Annotated in this window: 17 protein-coding genes and 1 tRNA gene; 12 read left to right on the top strand and 6 right to left on the bottom strand. The window is 71.0% G+C overall.

Annotated elements, in window-relative coordinates; translation table 11 throughout:
* Position 1: 1 nt before the first annotated feature.
* Both U2P90_RS07240 and U2P90_RS07235 read left to right on the top strand, forming a co-directional pair.
* On the top strand, positions 2-1249 hold the full coding sequence (locus tag U2P90_RS07240) for an aminopeptidase (RefSeq protein WP_322474384.1): 1248 nt from the start codon (positions 2-4) through the stop codon (positions 1247-1249).
* Positions 1250-1340: 91 nt separating this feature from the next.
* Positions 1341-1913, top strand: coding sequence for a peptidylprolyl isomerase (locus U2P90_RS07235; RefSeq protein WP_295822173.1), 573 nt, complete (start codon positions 1341-1343; stop codon positions 1911-1913).
* Between the two features lie 46 nt (positions 1914-1959).
* On the opposite strand, the gene U2P90_RS07230 is transcribed toward U2P90_RS07235, so the two are convergent.
* The 3 genes from U2P90_RS07230 to U2P90_RS07220 all read right to left on the bottom strand — a co-directional run bounded on the left by U2P90_RS07230 (position 1960) and on the right by U2P90_RS07220 (position 4116).
* Complete coding sequence (locus U2P90_RS07230) at positions 1960-3249, bottom strand: cation:proton antiporter (RefSeq protein ID WP_322474383.1); 1290 nt, start codon at positions 3247-3249, stop codon at positions 1960-1962.
* Between the two features lie 75 nt (positions 3250-3324).
* A complete protein-coding gene (gene rpoZ / locus U2P90_RS07225) occupies positions 3325-3624 on the bottom strand; it encodes a DNA-directed RNA polymerase subunit omega (RefSeq protein ID WP_295822167.1) in 300 nt (99 codons plus the stop codon).
* Positions 3625-3750: 126 nt separating this feature from the next.
* Positions 3751-4116, bottom strand: coding sequence for a hypothetical protein (locus U2P90_RS07220; RefSeq protein ID WP_322474382.1), 366 nt, complete (start codon positions 4114-4116; stop codon positions 3751-3753).
* Between the two features lie 68 nt (positions 4117-4184).
* Here U2P90_RS07220 and U2P90_RS07215 point away from each other — a divergent pair, with 68 nt between their 5' ends.
* From U2P90_RS07215 to U2P90_RS07205, 3 genes are all read left to right on the top strand, one after another.
* A complete protein-coding gene (locus U2P90_RS07215; protein WP_322474672.1) occupies positions 4185-5363 on the top strand; it encodes a glutamate ligase domain-containing protein in 1179 nt (392 codons plus the stop codon).
* A gap of 57 nt (positions 5364-5420) precedes the next feature.
* Positions 5421-6008 (top strand): hypothetical protein, encoded by a 588-nt coding sequence (locus tag U2P90_RS07210; protein ID WP_322474381.1) that lies wholly within the window; start codon positions 5421-5423, stop codon positions 6006-6008.
* Positions 6009-6093: 85 nt separating this feature from the next.
* Positions 6094-6169, top strand: a tRNA-Lys gene (locus U2P90_RS07205).
* A gap of 184 nt (positions 6170-6353) precedes the next feature.
* Here the strand turns inward: U2P90_RS07205 and U2P90_RS07200 are convergent.
* The 3 genes from U2P90_RS07200 to U2P90_RS07190 all read right to left on the bottom strand — a co-directional run bounded on the left by U2P90_RS07200 (position 6354) and on the right by U2P90_RS07190 (position 8589).
* Positions 6354-6614 (bottom strand): hypothetical protein, encoded by a 261-nt coding sequence (locus U2P90_RS07200; RefSeq protein WP_295815758.1) that lies wholly within the window; start codon positions 6612-6614, stop codon positions 6354-6356.
* A 104-nt stretch (positions 6615-6718) separates the two neighbouring features.
* On the bottom strand, positions 6719-7822 hold the full coding sequence (locus U2P90_RS07195; protein ID WP_322474380.1) for an enolase C-terminal domain-like protein: 1104 nt from the start codon (positions 7820-7822) through the stop codon (positions 6719-6721).
* Positions 7819-8589 (bottom strand): ATPase, encoded by a 771-nt coding sequence (locus U2P90_RS07190; RefSeq protein ID WP_322474379.1) that lies wholly within the window; start codon positions 8587-8589, stop codon positions 7819-7821. The genes U2P90_RS07195 and U2P90_RS07190 overlap by 4 nt, the downstream gene beginning before the upstream one ends.
* A 115-nt stretch (positions 8590-8704) precedes the next feature.
* Between U2P90_RS07190 and U2P90_RS07185 the strand changes: the two genes are divergently transcribed.
* The 7 genes from U2P90_RS07185 to U2P90_RS07155 all read left to right on the top strand — a co-directional run bounded on the left by U2P90_RS07185 (position 8705) and on the right by U2P90_RS07155 (position 17254).
* Positions 8705-8836 (top strand): hypothetical protein, encoded by a 132-nt coding sequence (locus tag U2P90_RS07185; RefSeq protein WP_295815753.1) that lies wholly within the window; start codon positions 8705-8707, stop codon positions 8834-8836.
* A 92-nt stretch (positions 8837-8928) separates the two neighbouring features.
* The gene (locus U2P90_RS07180) at positions 8929-10611 is read left to right on the top strand and encodes a PRC-barrel domain-containing protein (protein ID WP_322474378.1); all 1683 of its coding nucleotides are present in this window, start codon (positions 8929-8931) and stop codon (positions 10609-10611) included.
* A gap of 135 nt (positions 10612-10746) precedes the next feature.
* Positions 10747-11943, top strand: a complete 1197-nt coding sequence (locus U2P90_RS07175; RefSeq protein WP_295815747.1) for a cysteine desulfurase-like protein — start codon at positions 10747-10749, stop codon at positions 11941-11943.
* 35 nt (positions 11944-11978) lie between these two features.
* A complete protein-coding gene (locus U2P90_RS07170; protein WP_322474377.1) occupies positions 11979-12563 on the top strand; it encodes a biliverdin-producing heme oxygenase in 585 nt (194 codons plus the stop codon).
* A complete protein-coding gene (locus tag U2P90_RS07165; RefSeq protein ID WP_322474376.1) occupies positions 12560-14839 on the top strand; it encodes an ATP-binding protein in 2280 nt (759 codons plus the stop codon). Before U2P90_RS07170 ends, U2P90_RS07165 begins: the two co-directional genes overlap by 4 nt.
* 1 nt (position 14840) lies before the next feature.
* Entirely contained in the window at positions 14841-15275 is a 435-nt protein-coding gene (locus tag U2P90_RS07160; RefSeq protein WP_295815740.1) for a response regulator, read from the top strand.
* Positions 15272-17254 carry an ATP-binding protein gene (locus U2P90_RS07155; RefSeq protein WP_322474375.1) on the top strand — a complete coding sequence of 661 codons (1983 nt, stop codon included), beginning with the start codon at positions 15272-15274 and terminating at the stop codon, positions 17252-17254. Before U2P90_RS07160 ends, U2P90_RS07155 begins: the two co-directional genes overlap by 4 nt.
* The last annotated feature ends 6 nt before the right edge of the window (positions 17255-17260 follow it).

The raw sequence follows: 17260 nt of genomic DNA, 5'->3' as shown, positions 1-17260 counted from the left end.
CATGACCACTGCTGCACCCTCTGGCGACTTCCAGGCGAAGCTCGCCCGCTACGCCGACCTGCTCGTCCGCACGGGCGTGAACCTCCAGCCGGGCGGCCGGGTACGGATCGCCGCGCCGGTCGAGGCGACGGAACTCACGCGCCTGACCGCGCGGGCCGCGTACCGCGCCGGGGCCACCGACGTGCGCGTGGTGTACACCGATCCCCACCTGGATCTGGCGCTGTACGAGGACGGCACCGATGCCGCCGTGACCTTCCTGCCGGACTGGGTCGCCCAGGAGCGCGAGGCGATGGTGGCTGACGGCTACGCCATGATCAGCATCGTGGGGGAAGATCCCTCGCTGCTGGCGGGCGTGAATCCCGAACGGGTCGCGGCCCGCAGCAAGGCGCAGGCCCAGGCCCTGAAGGCCGTGTCCGAGGCCATCGGCGGAATGCACGTGAACTGGACGGTGGCGGCCATCGCCACCCCGGCGTGGGCCGCCCGCGTGTACCCGCAGCTGAGCGAGACCGAAGCCGTTGCCCGCCTGTGGGACGACATCTTCACCACGACCCGCGTGAACCACGACGACCCGGTGGCCGCGTGGGCCGCGCACACGTCGCAGCTCCGCCGGCTGGGCGAGCTGCTGAACGCGAAGCAGTACGCGGCGGTTCACCTGCGGAGCGGGCTGGGCACCGACCTGACCGTGGGCCTCGCGGCGAACCACGTCTGGATGGGCGGCGGCGAGACCGCGAAGACCGGCATCTACGCGGTGCCGAACCTGCCCACCGACGAGGTCTTCACCGCCCCGCACCGTGACCGCGTGGACGGCTGGGCGGTGGCCAGCAAGCCCCTGAGCGTGCGCGGCCAGCTCGTCGAGGGGATCCGGGTGCGCTTCGAGCAGGGCCGGGCGGTGGAGGTCACGGCCACACGCGGCCAGGACACCCTGGAACGCCTGATCGGCACCGACGAGGGCGCCGCGCACCTGGGCGAGATCGCGCTGGTGCCGGCCTCCGCGCCGGTCGCGCAGACGGGCACCCTGTTCCTGAATACCCTGTTCGACGAGAACGCCGCGTCCCACATCGCCCTGGGCCGCTGCTACCCCACCAACGTCGTGGGCGGCGAGGATGACGCGACCCTGGCGGCGGCGGGCGGCAACGACTCGCTGATCCACGTGGACTGGATGATCGGCACCCCCGACATGGACGTGGACGGCGTCACGGCCGCGGGCGAGCGCGAGCCGCTGATGCGGTCGGGCGAGTGGGTGATCTAGGGCTCCGGGCTTCCAGGCTGTGAGCAGAAGATGGTTCGCCTCATAGCCCACAGCTCATGGCCCACAGCCCCCATGCATTAACATGCCGCCCATGACTGCTGACACCTACGCGGCCGACGGCTTCCAACCCACCCCCGAACTGAGCGCCGAGCGCCAGACGCGGTTCAGCAAGGCTCCCGAACTGGGCGACGGCATCGAGCCCGGCAAGCAGTACCGCGCCGTGCTGGAGACCAGCAAGGGCCGGATCGTCGTGGAGCTGTACCCGGACGACGCGCCCGTCACGGTGAACAGCTTCGCGTACCTGCTGCGCAATCACTATTACGACGGCATCAAGTTCCACCGCGTGATCGACGGGTTCATGGCCCAGACGGGCGACCCCACCGGCACCGGCGCGGGCGGCCCCGGCTACGACTTCGAGGACGAGTTCGGCTCCGAGCACCGCCACCGCGGCGCGGGCGTGCTGAGCATGGCGAACCGTGGCCCCGCCACCAACGGCAGCCAGTTCTTCATCACCTTCGTGGACACCCCGCACCTGGACGGCCGCCACACCATCTTCGGCCGGGTCGTCGAGGGTCTGGACGTCCTGCCCCGCCTGACCCGCATCGAGCCGGGCCGCAGCGGCACGCCCGACGTGATCGAGAAGGCGTATCTGGTCGAGAAGTAAAGCAGAGGGCTGACCGCAGAGGGCAGAGGGCGCAGGAGATGATCTTCTAGCCCTCTGCTCTCTGCTCTGTGCTCTCTGCGCCGCTCGCGCTCGCGGCACTCGCCCGGTGTACCAGCGGCATGATTGTCAGCCCCTGCACGGCGATGGTGAACAGGACGATGGCGTAGGTCGCCGTGAGCAGCAGGGGCCGGTACGGACTGTCCGGCAGGCCCAGCGCCAGGCTGATGGCGATGCCGCCGCGCAGCCCGCCCCAGGTCAGCAGGCGCACGGTGTACGCACCGTAGCCGTCGCGCGCCCGCACCAGCGCGAAGGGCAGCGCCACACTGATGTACCGGGCGACCAGGGCCACGGCGATCAGGGCCACGCTGGCCACGAGCTGAGCCCCACTGGGCCGCGTGAGCAGCACGTCCAGACCGATGAACGCGAACAGGACGATGTTCAGCACCTGATCGATGGTCTCCCAGAACCCCTCGACGTGGTGCCGGGTGGCCTCGCTGAAGGCCTGTTCCTTGGTGGCCGACATGACCAGCCCCGCCACGACCATCGCCAGGGGGCCGCTGGTGCCCATCGCGGCGGCGGCCACGTAGCCTCCGATGACCAGGGCCAGCGTGATCAGAACCTCGACCGCGTGCTGGTCGATCGACCGAACCAGCCGGAAGCCCAGATAGCCCAGCAGCGCTCCGAAGAGCAGCCCGCCCAGCGCCTCGCGGGCGAACAGGGTCAGGACGGACAGGGCGTTCACGTCGGTCTGGGCACCATGTGCCCCGATTCCGGCGACGGCCGCGACCACCAGGAAGATCACCACGCCCACGCCATCGTTGAACAGACTTTCGCCGGCGATCAGCGTCTCGATCTTCGCGGGCACTTTCGCCCGTTTGAGCAGGTCGAGCACCGCGACCGGATCGGTCGGGCTGATCAGCGCCCCGAACAGCAGCGCCCACAGCAGCGGCACGCCCAGACCCAGCAGCCCGAACAGGCCGTAGGCCGCGACGCCGATCAGGGCAGTGCTGATCACGGTGCTGAAGAACGCCAGGATCAGGATGCTGCGGCTCTGCCGGAGCATCTGCCCGGCGTTCAGGCTCAGCGCCCCGGCGAACAGCAGCAGGCTCAGGATGCCGTTGAGCACGAAGTCCGTGAAGTTCAGCGTCTGGAGCAGCGCGGCCGCCCAGTCCCGCACACCGGGAATCAGGTTCAGCGCGTCCAGACCGATCAGGATGGCGCTGGCGAGGGCGCCGGCCAGCGTGACACCGACCGTGGTCGGCAGTTTCACGAAGCGTTCGTTCAGGTACGCGAGCACGGCCGTGAAACACAGCAGCACGGCAAAAGCAGTCAACATGAATCCCACCATAGCCCTGCCGACCACCAACAGGAACGGGCCGGGCAGTCATGCCCGGCCCGTATTCTCAGGGGTTCAGTCCCGCTCGCGCTCGCGCTCGGCGTTCAGCTGAGCCTGGAGCTGCGCCTGCCGCTGCCGCACGTAGTCCTGGTGGAAGCGCTGCTCGTCCATGAGCTCGGTGCCGACCGTCAGCTTGCCCGTGGCGAGTTCACGCATGGCCTGCGTGACCAGGTTGCGCGTCCGTACCCGCTGATCCACGGGCAGCACGCTGGGGGCACCACTGCGCAGTTGCAGGGCGCGCTTGGCCGTCACGACGCTCAGCCGGTACTTGCTGTCCGTCATGGCCAGCAGCTTGTCAATGTCTCGTTCCGCCATCCTCGTTCCTCCCTGGCGCGGCTGCCCGCACCGTCAGCCCCCCACTGTACTCCACGGCAGCCGGGCGCGGCCAGCCCTGATCTACAGTTGAGCGCCCCCACTCCCAGGTGACGGCGCCACGCGGCCTCAGACCCCGGCCAGGGGAACGGCGCGCACGTCGCGTCGCCCACCGTGCTGCCATGCCTGGAAGGCGATCCAGCCGTCGTCGCTCAGGGCGGTCGTGGCCTGACCGGCCCGGCGAACCGCCCACGGTCGTCCGCCCACATCCTCCGGCAGGCCGTCCAGTCGGTAGCGACCCGGCGCCAGGGCGGGCGTGACCTGCACCGTCACGTGATGAGGAAAGGTCTCCTCCTCGAAGCGGCGCTGCATCCGGGCCTCGCGGCCATGGTCGACCCCGGAGATCCCGAAGAACAGGAAAAAGCCCGCCAGGTCGATGAACGGCCGGGGCGTACGCCGGCGGTGCTCCACGTGCGTGATCCTCAGGGCCGTCATGTTCCCAGCGTAGCCGGCGCGGGTGGGGCGCACGTCCCTGGAGCCGGCCGCGCTAGCGTGGACACGTGATGGACGAGTCCCGGCCCTCTTCTCTCCCCGACTACGCGTGGCTGTACGGCCGGACGCGCTCCGGCCGGGCCCGCGGCCCGCAGGGCGCACGGACGCTGCTGAACCTGCTGGGCCGCCCGGACACGGCCTTCCCGTCCATCCGGGTGATCGGCACCAACGGCAAGGGCAGCACCTGCGCCATGCTGGAGGCCGGCCTGATCTCGGCTGGCATCCGCACCGGGCGCTTCACCAGCCCGCACCTGCACGACTACGAGGAACGCATCCGGGTGCAGGGCCGGCACCTCGATCCGGCGCGGACAGCCGCGTTCATCCGGTGGGCGCGGCACCACGCGCCGGACGCCGCGTTCTTCGACCTCAGTCTGGCGCTGGCGTGTCAGGCCTTCGCCCAGGATGAAGTCGAGGTGGCCGTCATGGAGGCCGGCGTCGGCGGCGCGAGTGACGCCACTCAGGCCCTGGCCACCGTGGCCGCCGTGGCGATCACGAACGTGGATCTGGATCACGTGGGGGTGCTCGGAACCACCGTCGAGGCCATCGCCCGCGACAAGGCGGGCGCGGCGCTGGCGGAGGTGCCGCTGCTGACCACCGCGACCGGCCCGGCCCTGGAGGTCATCCGGCAGGTGGCGCTGGAGGTGGGCGCGCCGCTGCTCACGCCGGAGACACACCCGGCGCTGTTCGGGCTGCCGAGACCACCCGCCCTGGCCGGTTCGCACCAGCGGCAGAACGCCGCGCTGGCCGCCGCGACCCTCCGCACACTGGGCCACGGCAGCGGAGTCGACGCCGCGCTGGAGGCCGTCCATCCGGGCCGGCTGGAGCGGTTGACCGTGGACGGCCGGACGGTGCTGGTGGACGGTGCCCACAATCCCCACGCGACCCGCGCCCTGGCCGCCGCCGTGCCGCGCGCCGACGTGCTGCTGTTCGGCAATCTGGCCCGCAAGGACACGGCCGCCACGCTGGCCCCCCTGCTGGCAGTCGCGCCGCTGCGCGTGTACACGGCTCCGGGCGATCTCGCCACGCCGCCCGCCGAGCTGGCCGCCCGGTACGGCGGCGAGGCCGTGAATGACCCCGCCACTGCCCTGCGCCGGGCCGTGACACTGACCCCGCCGGGCGGCACGCTGCTGGTCGCCGGCAGCCTGTATCTGGCGGGAGCGGTGCGCGCCGAACTGGGCCACCACAACTGAGCCGCAGGTCAAGCGAGCCATAACGCCGGCCACCTGTGGCCTGACATAGGGTGGGGCATGTCCTCGCTGCTCTCCACTGCCCGCGCCCTGCTGCGCCCCGAGCCCGTTCCCTCGCCGGTGTACCGCGACGCCGTGATCGGCCTGCTGGCGGGTGCGGCCGGCACCCTGCTCATGGGGCAGTGGTCGACCCGGATCACCCCGCTGATCACCAGCACCGAGGGGGGCCAGTCGGACAAGCCCCAGCCCGACAAGGACGTGATCAGCCCGCTGGGGCAGGAACACGTGCCCGGCGAGAGTTCCACCGCCGCGCTGGGCCGACACGTGTATCAGCTCATCAACCACCAGATGCCGCAGAAGGGCACGCGCACCGCGCTCAGCGAGGCGGTTCACTGGGGAACCGGTGTGATCGGCGGGGCCGCGTATGGTGCCCTGGCCGGGCAGAAGCAGGGGCCGCTGACCGGCCTGCTGTTCGGCGCGGGCCTGTGGCTGGTGCTGGACGAGACGATCACGCCGCTGCTCGGCCTTCAGGATGGCCCACGCGGCGCAGACGCCCGCACACACGCCAACCGCCTGGGGGCCCACCTCGCCTATGGGCTGGGGCTCGGCCTCAGCGCCGCCGCGTTGAACGCGGCCCTGCCCGAGTGAGGCTGGTGGCAGGGCCACCCTTGACAGTGTCGGGCGGCCCTGCCTATACTCCACACCGCCCATCCCACCGGGCGAGCACCACCACGGATCGTTAGCTCAATTGGCAGAGCAGCTGACTCTTAATCAGCGGGTTGTAGGTTCGATTCCTACACGATCCACCACCGAAGTCCCCGCCCCGTGCGGGGACGTTTCGTTGTTCCACAGAGAGCTACCGCGACACCGGGAGAGGCCACAGGGATTCCGCCAGCCCTGGGGGCAGTTCCTGTGGCTCTGCCCGGCCATACCACAGCCAGGGGCGCATCCCGAGCCTGTTCGGGACGCGCCCCTGGCTGGGTCAGCCGGAGATCAGCGCGGCGGCGACTGGGGTTCCGGGGCCAGGGCCGGCGTCTGGACGTGGTGCACCAGCAGGAAGAACACGACCGTCGCGTGCAGGCCCAGCAGCAGGAACAGGGGCGCCGCCGGCTGGGTGAAGTGTCCGTAGGCGCCGAGCAGTTGGAACAGTGTCATCACCAGCAGGGCGCGGGGGCGGCGGTCGGGAAAACGCAGGTAGGCGTACGTTCCGGCGCCCATGCTGAACAGCAGGGGGAAGAACAGAGTGTTAAGCATTTCTTGACCCATGCTTCATTGTGCTGGCTGGGATCTTGCAAATTTGTGACTTGCCTCCGTGGTGGTCTGCACGTTGCCTGTTCCTCTGCCCCTGCCCTGGCCCGCTAGACCCGGTACCGGGCCACCCGCCGGGGGTCGAGCGCATGATCCGCCAGGGCCGCCACGTCCAGGCAGCCGTCCTCGAAGACGATGGGCCGATCCAGCAGATCATCGTGGAGCTTGAGCACGAAACTCAGTTCGCACGGCTCGGTGACCTCCGGCCAGGTCGAGAGCAGGGCGGCGTGCAGGGTGCCCAGGCCGCTGCTCGCCTGCGAGCCCACCATGCCCCGCCGACCGGCAGCGGCGGCGCGGCGCAGCATGTCCAGGCCGTCGGTGAAGCCGTTCCGGGCAGTCTTGACGTTCAGGATGTCGAAGGTGCCGAACGCCAGTTCCCGTTCGAGATCGGCCGGCGTGAAACACGAATCGTCCGCGACGATGGGAAGCACGCCGAGTTCGTGCAGGGCCGCGCGGGCCTGCAGATCGCGCACGGGCAGCGGTTCCTCCACATACGTCAGTCCGGCGTCCCGCATCGCGGCCAGGATGCCGGGAGCACGCGCCGCGTCCAGCGTCTCGTTCGAGTCGGCATAGAGCTGCACGTCGTCCCCGAAGGCGGTGCGCAGGTCACGGATCACGGCCAGGTCGCGCCCGGAGTCGCGGCCCACCTTGACCTTCAGGCAGCGCACGCCGGCCGCCACCACCTCGTGGGCCTCGCGCAGCATGTCGGCAGGTGGCGCGATGCCCAGGATGAAACTCACGCGCACCCGCGTATTCGGGCCGAGCAGGGTGCCGAACAGCGTGCCGCCCCCGGCGCGGGCACGGGCGTCGTGCAGGGCCATGTCCAGGGCACCGCGTGCCGTGTGGTTGTTCGCGACCGAGTTCCGCACGCGGTCGAGCGCAGCGGTGTTCATGATGTCGACGCCGCGCAGGCCGTGTTCCAGGTGGGCCAGGATGGCGACGACGCTGGCCGGCGTCTCGCCGTAGATGGTGGGGCGTGGCGGGGCCTCGGCCGTGCCGACCGTGCCGTCCGAGAGCACGACGCGCACCAGCACGTGTTCGGCCACGGTCATCGCCGAGTGGGCCCCCCATGCCAGGGCCGACCGCAGCGGCAGCCGCACCGGCCAGCCCTCGACGCGCTCGACGGTCACGCCGCTGGGCTCGGCGGTGCTCATGCCCACGCCCGCACGGCGTGACCGACCTGGGTGGCGTCCTGCGCCACCGTGTCGAGCAGCAGGGCACGGTGGGAGGGCAGGGTGCGCAGGAAGGCCTCGGCCGCCGCGGGGTCGTAGTGCCGGCGCTCACTCACCACGATCCTGACCTTGGCCAGCACGTCGGTCGGGGTGTACCCCTCGGCCGTCAGGGCCGCCAGGCCGTCACGCTCGGCCGGGGTGAACACGTCCTCCACGCCCTCCAGTGCATCGAGGCCAGCCCGCAGGGTGTGGCCTGCCGCGCCCGCCCCCACCCGGTCGAAGCTGTCCGCGCGGCCCAGCAGCCGGCGTACCCGCACGGCATCCGGCGCTCCCAGCGCCACGAAGCGCCACCCGGGGTACTCGCGGGCCGCGTACTGCACCTCGTCCAGACCACGCAGGCCGTCGAAGACGGGGCGCTGGCCCCAGTGGCGCGTGTCTCCGACCAGAGTGCCCAGCGCGTGCGCCATGCCGCCGGGGTGCCGGTCACGGTACTGCGCGGTCAGGCGGAAGCGTTCCTCGCGGTCGGCCACGCCCTGCGGCGCGTGGGGCAGGATCATCACCGCGTCGGTCACGCGCCGGCGGTCGGGCAACACGCGGAAGCGCTCGCCGCTCAGGGCGGTCAGCGCCGTGCTCTTGCCCACGCCGGTCACCCCCACCAGCACCGTGACGGCAAGGTCGCCCAGGTGCGCCTCGAAGGCACCCGGAGGGGGCGGAGCAGTCCGCAGGAAGGGCAGGGCGCTGGCACTCACGCCCAGAGGCTACAGGCTGCGCCTATAAAGGCGCGCGTAAGGTTCAATCAAGTGGCCATAAGTCCGGCCATACCGCTGCTCCGGACACACTCCATACACTCGGCATGGAGGTTCCATGACCCGACTCAAAGGCTCGTCCGGCGGTGGTGGCCGCTGGTGGCTGATCGTGCTGATCATCGTCATCGTGCTGCTCCTGGCCTATTTCCTGTATCTCAAGCCCCAGGGCATCCTGAATCTCGGGTTCTGAGTCGCGTTCCGGCGGGTTCTGGTCACTGGCTGGCCCGCCCCGCCGCACCGTCTGTTCACCGTCCCGGCACCCCCGGTCTGCAAGGAGCTTCCATGATCAAAGGTAAAGATATTCTCGGCCGCCCCATCGTGGCCGTCAGCAACGGCGAGAAGATCGACACGGTACACGACGTTGTCTTCGACCACAACGCCAACCAGGTACTGGCCCTGCTCGTCGATGAGGGCGGGTGGTTCAGCTCGGCCAAGGCGGTGCCCTTCGGCAGCATCCGGTCGTTCGGCGAGGACGCCGTGATGATCGGGTCGGCCGACGACATCACGACCAGCCGGGAGGACGGCCAGCTCAAGGAAGCGCTGGAGGCGAAGCACAGCCTGATCGGCATGAAGCTGCTGACCAGTGACGGCCAGGATCTGGGACGCATCGCGGACGTGTACTTCGACGACACCACCGGCCGCGTGGAGGGCTACGAGGCGACCGGTGGGCTGTTCTCCGACCTGAGCAGCGGACGCACCTTCGTGCCCGCGCCGGAGCAGGTGCAGATCGGCGAGGACGCGGCCATCGTGCCCGTGACCGTCGCGGCCGCCATGCAGGAGCAGGAACCCGGCGGGATCAAGGGCGCGCTCCAGTCGGCGTCGGCCAGCGTGAAGGACGCCTACGGCAACGTCGCCGAGGGCGTGCAGGGCGCGTATGTCAGCGCGGCCGATTCCGTGAAGGAGACCTACGGCAACATCGCCGAGGCCACCAAGGAGCGGCAGAAGGAATACGTGGTGGGCCGGACCGCCGGCAGCGACCTCACCCTGGAGGACGGCAGCGTGCTGGTCACCAAGGGTGAGACCATCACCGCGCTGCACGCCGACCGGGCCGAGGCCGACGGCAAGCTGACGGCGCTGGCGACCAGCGCGACCGGCGGCACGATCGCCGACGCGTATGGCAGCGCGGCCCACAGCGTGCAGGAACGCTACGAGGACGTGAAGGGAGCCACCGCCGAGCGGCAGAAGGCCTACGTGGTCGGCAAGACCGCCAGCCGCGACATCACCACCGACGGCGGTGAGGTCATCGTGCCGCAGGGGGCCGTGATCACGACCTTCCAGGCCGACCGTGCCGAGGCGACCGGCAAGCTGGCTGCCCTGACCGCCGCCGCGACGGCCGGCGCCATCAGCAGCGGTGCCCAGGCGCTGACCACCCGCGCCGACATGGATCCCGACGATCCCCAGGCCGCCGTGGGCCGCCGCCTCCAGTCGGACGTGCGCGCACCCGGCGGCAGTCTGGTGGGCGCCCAGGGACAGATCGTCACGCCGGCGATCCTGGAGCGGGCGCGGCACCTGGGCGTGGAACGGCAGCTGCTGGCGGCAACACGCTCCGGCACGAGCACGGCCGGGGCCAGCGCGGCTGTCGCGGGTGGCCTGGCGACCGTGTCCGAGGGGGCCAGCGGGCTCCTCGACCGGGCAAAGTCTTGGCTCGGCGATAAGCGCGATCAGGCCGAGAGTGCCCTGGACGAGCGGCAGCAGGAGGCACAGGAGCAGCGCGTCCGCGACGCCCTGGGCCGCCCCGTGACGCGCGTGATCCTCGCGCCGGACGACTCGATCATCCTGAACGTCGGCGAGATCATCACGCACCGGGCCGTGCAGGCTGCGCGGGACGGCGACGTGCTGGACATCCTGCTGGCCAGCGTGAGCACCGAGGTGCCGCACCTCGATCCTCTGGCCAGCCGCCCGACCGAGACCGGCACGGCCGCACTGGACAGCCAGCCGGATCCGACCGCTCCCCGCGAGGCCTGAAGCCCCTGACGCGCCGCCTCGGCGTGCTGACACCCCCGGCACAGCACCGGGGGTGATCTTCTCTAAACCCTCATCAACTGGCGGGGCACGGCTGCGGGCCGCGCCGGCGCCGGGGGGCAGGTCTATCCTGCGCGCATGAGTTCCGTGCCGTCCGACGACCTCCGTCTCCAGTTCCCTCCGCTGGCCTCCGGGCGCGTGTACCTCGACAACGCGGCCGGGGGACTGCTGCCGCTGAGCGCCATCCGGGCCATCACGGCGCACCTGACGGACTACGGTGCGGTCAACGCCATGCCGTCGCACGTGCCCGGCCACGCGGTCGCCGACCTCAAGCGCCGGGCGCGTGAGGCGACGGCCCTGTTCCTGAACGCCGACCCGGCCGACGTGGCCCTCGGGCCCAGCGCCACGGCCCTGGCGTTCCGGGTCGCGGCGGGCATGGCGCGGCGGTGGGGCCCGGGCGACGAGATCATCGTGTCGGGCCTGGAACACGAGGCCAACGCCAGCCCGTGGCGGGAACTGGAGCGCGTCGGCGTGACGGTTCACGTGTGGCACGCCCGGCAGCCCGACATGCGGCTGCACCCGGACGACCTGGCGGCCCGGCTGTCGCCCCGCACGCGGCTGGTCGCGGTGACGGCCGCGAGCAACGTGCTCGGCGTCACGCCGGACATTCCGGCGATCACCGCCCAGGTGCGGGCCGCCGGTGCGTGGACGGCCGTGGACGCCGTGCACGCCGGGCCACACACCCTGCCGGACGTGCAGGCGTGGGGTGCCGACCTCGTGACCTTCAGTCCGTACAAGGTCTTCGGCCCCCACCTGGGGGCGCTGTGGCTGCGCGCCGAGCTGCGCGAGCAGCTGCCGTGGCCACGCCTGTCCTTCGTGCCGCCCGGCGACATCACCGGACTGGAGCACGGTACGCCGCCGTTCGAACTGCTGGCGGGGTGGCTGGGCACCCTGGACTACCTGAGTGGTCTGGGGGACAGCACGGTGCTGTCGCGGGCCGCGCTGGAGCAGGCCTACACCCGGATCGCGGCGCTGGAGGCTCCCGTCACGGCGCGGATGGTGCAGGGCCTCGTGGCGCTGCCGGACGTGACCGTCTATGGCCCGCAGACCACCGACGGCCGCGTGGGGACGGTGGCCTTCCGTGTGGCCGGCCACACGCCACAGGCCACAGCCGCCCGGCTGGCCGCGCAGGGCGTGGATGTGGGCGCCGGGCACTTCTACGCCGTGCAGCCCCTGACGGATCTGGGGCTGTACCCGGACGGAGTCGTGCGCACGAGTCTCGCCCACTACACGACCACCCACGATGTCGACGCCCTGCTCAGCGCCCTCGCATGACCGGCGGATCAGCAGAATGCGGTAGAACAGGGGACGTGATCCTCGCACAACTGAAGGCGGAGACGCGGGAGGCCCATGCCCGCGCCGAGGCTGCCCTGAACCTCCTCGCGCCGGATCTGGGCCGGGCACGGTATGTCCACGTGCTGCGCGGCCTCCACGCCCTGTATGTGCCGCTGTGCGTGGAGCTCGACCGCTGGCTGGCCGGACACGCGGAGCTGGACTGGCCCGCCCGCCGCGCCGCGAAACTGGGCGCGCTGGCCGACGACCTGCGGGCCCTGGGCACCCCTCCGGACACCCGACCGGCACCCGTACCGCCCCTCCCGGACGAGGCCCACGCCTGGGGCGCGCTGTATGTCCTGGAAGGGGCCACGCTGGGCGGGCAGCTGCTGCGCCGGCACCTGGCCGGGCAGCTTGACCTGGGCACCGAACCCGGCCGCGGCCTGGCGTTCTTCAGCAGCTACGGCGATCAGGTTGGGCCGCGCTGGAAGGCGTTCGGCGCGGCGCTGGAGGGCCGCTGTGCGCGTGCCGACGCCGCCTTCCACGCCGGAGTCCTGGCCGGAGCCGCCCAGACCTTCAGTCTGTTCGTCCCGCTGGCGGTGCGGGACGGGGTGTCGGCATGACCGGGCACTCGGGCGACCGCCCGATCCTGAACCTGAGTGGTGGCCCGGTCGACCTGACCACCTGCGACCGCGAGCCGATCCACATTCCCGGCGCCGTGCAGTCGCACGGTGCCCTCGTCGCGCTGGAGGGCGACCGGATCGTGGTGGCAAGCGTCTCGGTTCAGGATCACTTCGGGATGGAGCCGTCGGCGCTGCTGGGTCAGACGCTGGACGTCCTGCTGGATGCCGAGACCCGGCAGGCGATCGAGGGGGCCCTGACCCGCGAGGCCCTGGAACTCAACCCGCTGTTCCTGATGAGCGTGCGGGTACAGGGTGAGGGGCCGTTCGACGTCGTCGCACACGCGCGTGACGGCCTGCACATCCTGGAATTCGAACGCTCCGTCATGCGGTCGCAGGTGGATCCCGCCGCCCTCATCCGTGGGCCGCTGAGCGCCCTGAATGCCACGCGCAGCCTGGACGACTTCGCAGCGGTGCTGGCCCGCGAAGTGCGGCAGCTGACAGGCTTCGACCGGGTGATGGTCTACCAGTTCGGGCCGGACGGCACGGGCACGGTGATCGCCGAGGCGCTCCAGCCGGGAACCGAGGCCTTCCTCGGACTGCGCTATCCCGCGACGGACATCCCGCAGCAGGCGCGGGCACTGTATGTGCTGAACATGCTGAGGATCATCAGCGACGTGCACAGCGAGACCTCGCCGCTGTATGCCGTGCCGGAGCGCCCGCAGCCCCTGGATCTCACGCACGCGGGGCTGCGGGCGGTGTCGCCCATCCACATCCAGTACCTGAAGAACATGGGCGTGGGCGCGTCCATGAGCATCTCGATCGTGCGGGGACAGGAGCTGTGGGGCCTGATCGCGTGCCACCACAACTCGCCGCGTGTGCTGTCCTACGACGCCCGCGCCGCCTGCGAATTCCTGGGACAGGTCGCCAGCGTGCAGCTCGGGGCGCGGCAGGAGCGCGATGAGCAGGCCTACGAACTGCGGCTGCGCTCGGCCGAGTCTGACCTGGTGGGACGGCTGGCCCACACGCCCGACCCCATGGAAGCCCTGAACGCCGAGGACGCCAACCTGCTGGGCTTCATCGACGCGCCCGGCGCGGCCATCCACTACGAGGGCGAGCTGGTGCTGCTGGGCGTGACCCCGACCGCCGATCAGGTCAGGGAACTGTGCGCATGGCTGGCCACCCTGCCCGAGGCGGACGTGATCCACACGGACGCCCTGGGCCGCGACCATCCGCCCGCGCGGACCTACCAGACGCGCCCGAGCGGGGTGCTGGCGGTGCCGCTGGGCAGTTCCCGACAGGACTACGTGCTGTGGTTCCGGCCCGAACAGCTCCAGACGGTCACGTGGGGCGGCGATCCGAACAAGCCCGTGCAGATCGGTGCCGACGGCGTGGGTCGCCTGAGTCCACGCGACTCCTTCGCGGCGTGGCAGGAGACGGTGCGCGGCCGCTCGGCACCGTGGACACCTGCCGAACTGCACGCGGGTCAGGCGCTGCGGCGGGCCGTCACGGCGGTCGAACTGCGCCGCGCCGCCGAGACCTACGAGCTGAACGTCGAGCTGCGGCGGTCGAACGCGGAGCTCGACGCCTTCGCGTACATCGCCAGCCACGATCTGAAGGAGCCGCTGCGGGGCATGCACAACTACTCGGTGTTTCTGCTGGAGACCTACAGCCAGCAGCTCGACGAGGACGGGGTCGCAAAGCTCCGCACCCTGGTGCGCCTGACGCAGCGCATGGACGACCTGCTCGATTCGCTGCTGCTGTATTCGCGGGTGGGCCGCGAGGAACTGAACTTCCAGCCGGTGCCCCTGAACGAGGTGCTCTCGGACGTGCTGGAGATCCTCGAGCAGCGGCTGCGCGAGACCGGCGCGACCGTCACGCTCCACGACCTGCCCACCGTGACGGTCGACCGGGTGCGGGTGGCCGAGATCTACCAGAACCTGATCGCGAACGCCCTGAAATACACCGAGCGGGCCCGGCCGCACGTCGAGGTCGGCATGCTGGCACCCGCCGACCGTGCCGGTCACCGTATTCCGCCGGAGGTCAGCCCGTCGGCGCGCATCCTGTACGTCCGCGACGACGGGCTGGGCATCCGGGAGCAGCATTTCGAGAACATCTTCCGGATCTTCAAGCGCCTGCATGCCCGCGAGCAGTTCGGCGGCGGCACCGGGGCCGGCCTGACCATCGTCCGCAAGATCGTCGAGCGGCATGGCGGCCAGATCTGGGTGGAGAGCGTCTACGGTGAGGGCAGCACCTTCCTGTTCACGCTGGAGGCCTGAGATGAACACCCGCCCCCTCTTGGTCGTCGAGGACAGCGACGAGGATTTCGAAGCCGTGTCGTGGGCGCTGCGTCGCCTGGGCCGCACCCTGCCGGTCGAGCGCTGCGTGGACGGCGACGCTGCCCTGGCGCGCCTGCGCGAACCTGGCCGCCCCTCCCCCGGCCTGATCCTGCTCGACCTGAACCTGCCCGGCACGGACGGCCGTGACGTCCTGGCCGCCATCAAGCGCGATCCGCACCTGAACGTGCTGCCGGTGCTGATCATGTCCACCTCGGTCAGTGACAGCGACGTGCGCGGCTGCTACGACGCCGGCGCGAACGGCTACCTGGTCAAGCCGGTGAACTTCCAGCTGTTCATGGAGCAGATCGGCGTGATGTGCAGCTTCTGGTTCGATATCGCCCAGCTGCCCGTGCCCGTCATGCCGGAGCAGGCATGACCGTGCCCGGCACGCCCCTGCGTGTCCTGATCGTTGACGACAGTCCGGAGGATACCGAGACCTTCAGCCGGTACCTGCGGCGGTGGCCCGAGCACCGGGTCGAGCTGCACACCGCCCAGCTGGGCGAGGACGCCCTGCAGCTCCTCACGGCGACGCCCATGGACCTGCTGCTGCTCGACTACCAGCTGCCGGACATGACCGGCCTGGAATTCCTGGCGCAGGCCGCGCCCGCCAGCCCGGTGATCATGCTGACCGGCCTGGGTGACGAGCGCGTGGCGGTGAACGCCATGCAGGCCGGTGCCCAGGACTATCTGGTCAAGGCCCAGCTGCGGGCCGAGGATCTGTGGCGGGCCGCCGCGAACGCCACGCAGCGCCACGCGCTGGAACGGGATCTGCGCCGCGAGCAGCAGCGCTCCCAGGCGATTCTCGACAGCGTCACGGACGGGTTCCTGTCGCTGGATCACCAGCAGTGTGTGCAGTACCTGAACCCGGCGGCCGAGCACGTGCTGGACGTGTCCTCGGCCGAGATCCTGAACCGCCCCATTGCGGCCGCGCTGCCGTGGCTCGACGCGACGCCGCTGCCAGCGGCCCTGCACACCGCCGCCACCGAGCGCCGCACCGTCACGGCCGAGCTGCACGATCCCCACGCGAACCACTGGCTGGGTGCGCGCGTGTATCCGGCCGGCGACGGCCTGTCCGTGTACCTGGGGGACATCACCCCCCGCCGCCTGGCCGAGGAACGTGACCGCCGCGCCACCGACCGGCTGCGCCATCTGTACGGCGCGTCGCTGGCCCTGAACACGGTGCGGCTCCCGGGCGACGCGGAACAGGTGATCGTGGAACAGGCCCGCGAGGTGCTGGGGGCACAGGCCGCCGCCCTGGCGCTGTACGTCCCGTCGGGGGACGACGCGCAGCTGAACCTGGTCGCGACCGCCGGGACGACCATCGGGCTGCCCGCCCCGCCGAGCGTGCTGCCGTTGACTGCGCCCCACCCCCTGGCCCACGCCGCCCGCTCGGCGCGCGCGCAGGGCGTGACCACGCCTGCCACGCCGATCACGGATGCCCGCTGGACCACGCTGCCGATCGTGCAGGCCGGGCCGTCCGAGCGCGTCTTCGGGGTGCTGGGGCTGCTGGACGCCCAGCTGAGCGACGCGGATGACCAGACGCTGCTGCTCACCTACGCGGAGCTGTGTGCCCAGGCCCTCGACCGCGCGGCCCTCACGGAGGCGGAGCGCCAGCACCGCGTGACCCTGGAACACCGCGTGCGGGAGCGCACCGCCGCGCTTGAACGCAGCAACCGTGAACTGGAGCAGTTCGCGTATGTGGCGTCCCACGACCTCAAGGAACCGCTGCGCACCGTGAGCTCCTTCGCGCAGCTGCTCCAGGGCCGCCATGGCGCGCAGCTCGACGAGCGCGGCCGGCGGTACCTGACCATCGTGATCGACGGCGCCCAGCGCATGTTCACCCTGATTGAGGACGTGCTCGCGATGGCGCGGGTCAGCAATGCCGCCAGCCCCCGGACGATGGATCTGGGTGCCCTGCTGGACGACGTCACGGCCAGCCTGGAGCCGCAGGCCCAGGACACCGGGGCACAGATCACGGCCGATCCTCTGCCCAGCCGCAGCGGCGACCCCACGCAGTTCGTGCAGCTGTTCCACAACCTGCTCGGAAACGCCCTGAAGTTCCGGCAGCCTGGCGTGCCGCCCCGGATCCACGTGAGCGCCCGGCCGATCCCCGGCGGCTACGAATTCACGGTCGCAGACAACGGAATCGGCATCGAGGCTCAGTACCTGCAGAAGGTCTTCACGGTGTTCCAGCGCCTGCACACCCGCCAGGCCTACCCGGGCAACGGCATCGGGCTGTCGGTGTGCCAGAAGATCGTGGAGAGCCACGGCGGCCGCATCTGGCTGGAGTCCACGCCGGGCGAGGGCACGACGGTGCACTTCACGCTGCCCGACACGCCAGCCGCGCCGGCGTGATCCGGC

Origin of the sequence: Deinococcus sp. AB2017081 (genome assembly GCF_034440735.1) — a bacterium.
GTDB classification, from domain to species: Bacteria; Deinococcota; Deinococci; order Deinococcales; family Deinococcaceae; genus Deinococcus; species Deinococcus rufus.
Note: the sequence above shows the minus strand (reverse complement) of the source record. Positions and strands in the feature narration are given on the sequence as shown.

Bases quoted from the DNA above. Each gene is read 5' to 3' on its own strand.
- U2P90_RS07155 (WP_322474375.1), top strand. From the start codon at position 15,272: ATGACCGTGCCCGGCACGCCCCTGCGTGTCCTGATCGTTGACGACAGT.
- U2P90_RS07230 (WP_322474383.1), bottom strand. From the start codon at position 3,249: ATGTTGACTGCTTTTGCCGTGCTGCTGTGTTTCACGGCCGTGCTCGCG.
- rpoZ (WP_295822167.1), bottom strand. From the start codon at position 3,624: ATGGCGGAACGAGACATTGACAAGCTGCTGGCCATGACGGACAGCAAG.
- U2P90_RS07165 (WP_322474376.1), top strand. From the start codon at position 12,560: ATGACCGGGCACTCGGGCGACCGCCCGATCCTGAACCTGAGTGGTGGC.
- U2P90_RS07235 (WP_295822173.1), top strand. From the start codon at position 1,341: ATGACTGCTGACACCTACGCGGCCGACGGCTTCCAACCCACCCCCGAA.
- U2P90_RS07220 (WP_322474382.1), bottom strand. From the start codon at position 4,116: ATGACGGCCCTGAGGATCACGCACGTGGAGCACCGCCGGCGTACGCCC.
- U2P90_RS07200 (WP_295815758.1), bottom strand. From the start codon at position 6,614: ATGCTTAACACTCTGTTCTTCCCCCTGCTGTTCAGCATGGGCGCCGGA.
- U2P90_RS07185 (WP_295815753.1), top strand. From the start codon at position 8,705: ATGACCCGACTCAAAGGCTCGTCCGGCGGTGGTGGCCGCTGGTGGCTG.
- U2P90_RS07195 (WP_322474380.1), bottom strand. From the start codon at position 7,822: ATGAGCACCGCCGAGCCCAGCGGCGTGACCGTCGAGCGCGTCGAGGGC.
- U2P90_RS07180 (WP_322474378.1), top strand. From the start codon at position 8,929: ATGATCAAAGGTAAAGATATTCTCGGCCGCCCCATCGTGGCCGTCAGC.
- U2P90_RS07175 (WP_295815747.1), top strand. From the start codon at position 10,747: ATGAGTTCCGTGCCGTCCGACGACCTCCGTCTCCAGTTCCCTCCGCTG.
- U2P90_RS07215 (WP_322474672.1), top strand. From the start codon at position 4,185: ATGGACGAGTCCCGGCCCTCTTCTCTCCCCGACTACGCGTGGCTGTAC.
- U2P90_RS07240 (WP_322474384.1), top strand. From the start codon at position 2: ATGACCACTGCTGCACCCTCTGGCGACTTCCAGGCGAAGCTCGCCCGC.
- U2P90_RS07210 (WP_322474381.1), top strand. From the start codon at position 5,421: ATGTCCTCGCTGCTCTCCACTGCCCGCGCCCTGCTGCGCCCCGAGCCC.
- U2P90_RS07160 (WP_295815740.1), top strand. From the start codon at position 14,841: ATGAACACCCGCCCCCTCTTGGTCGTCGAGGACAGCGACGAGGATTTC.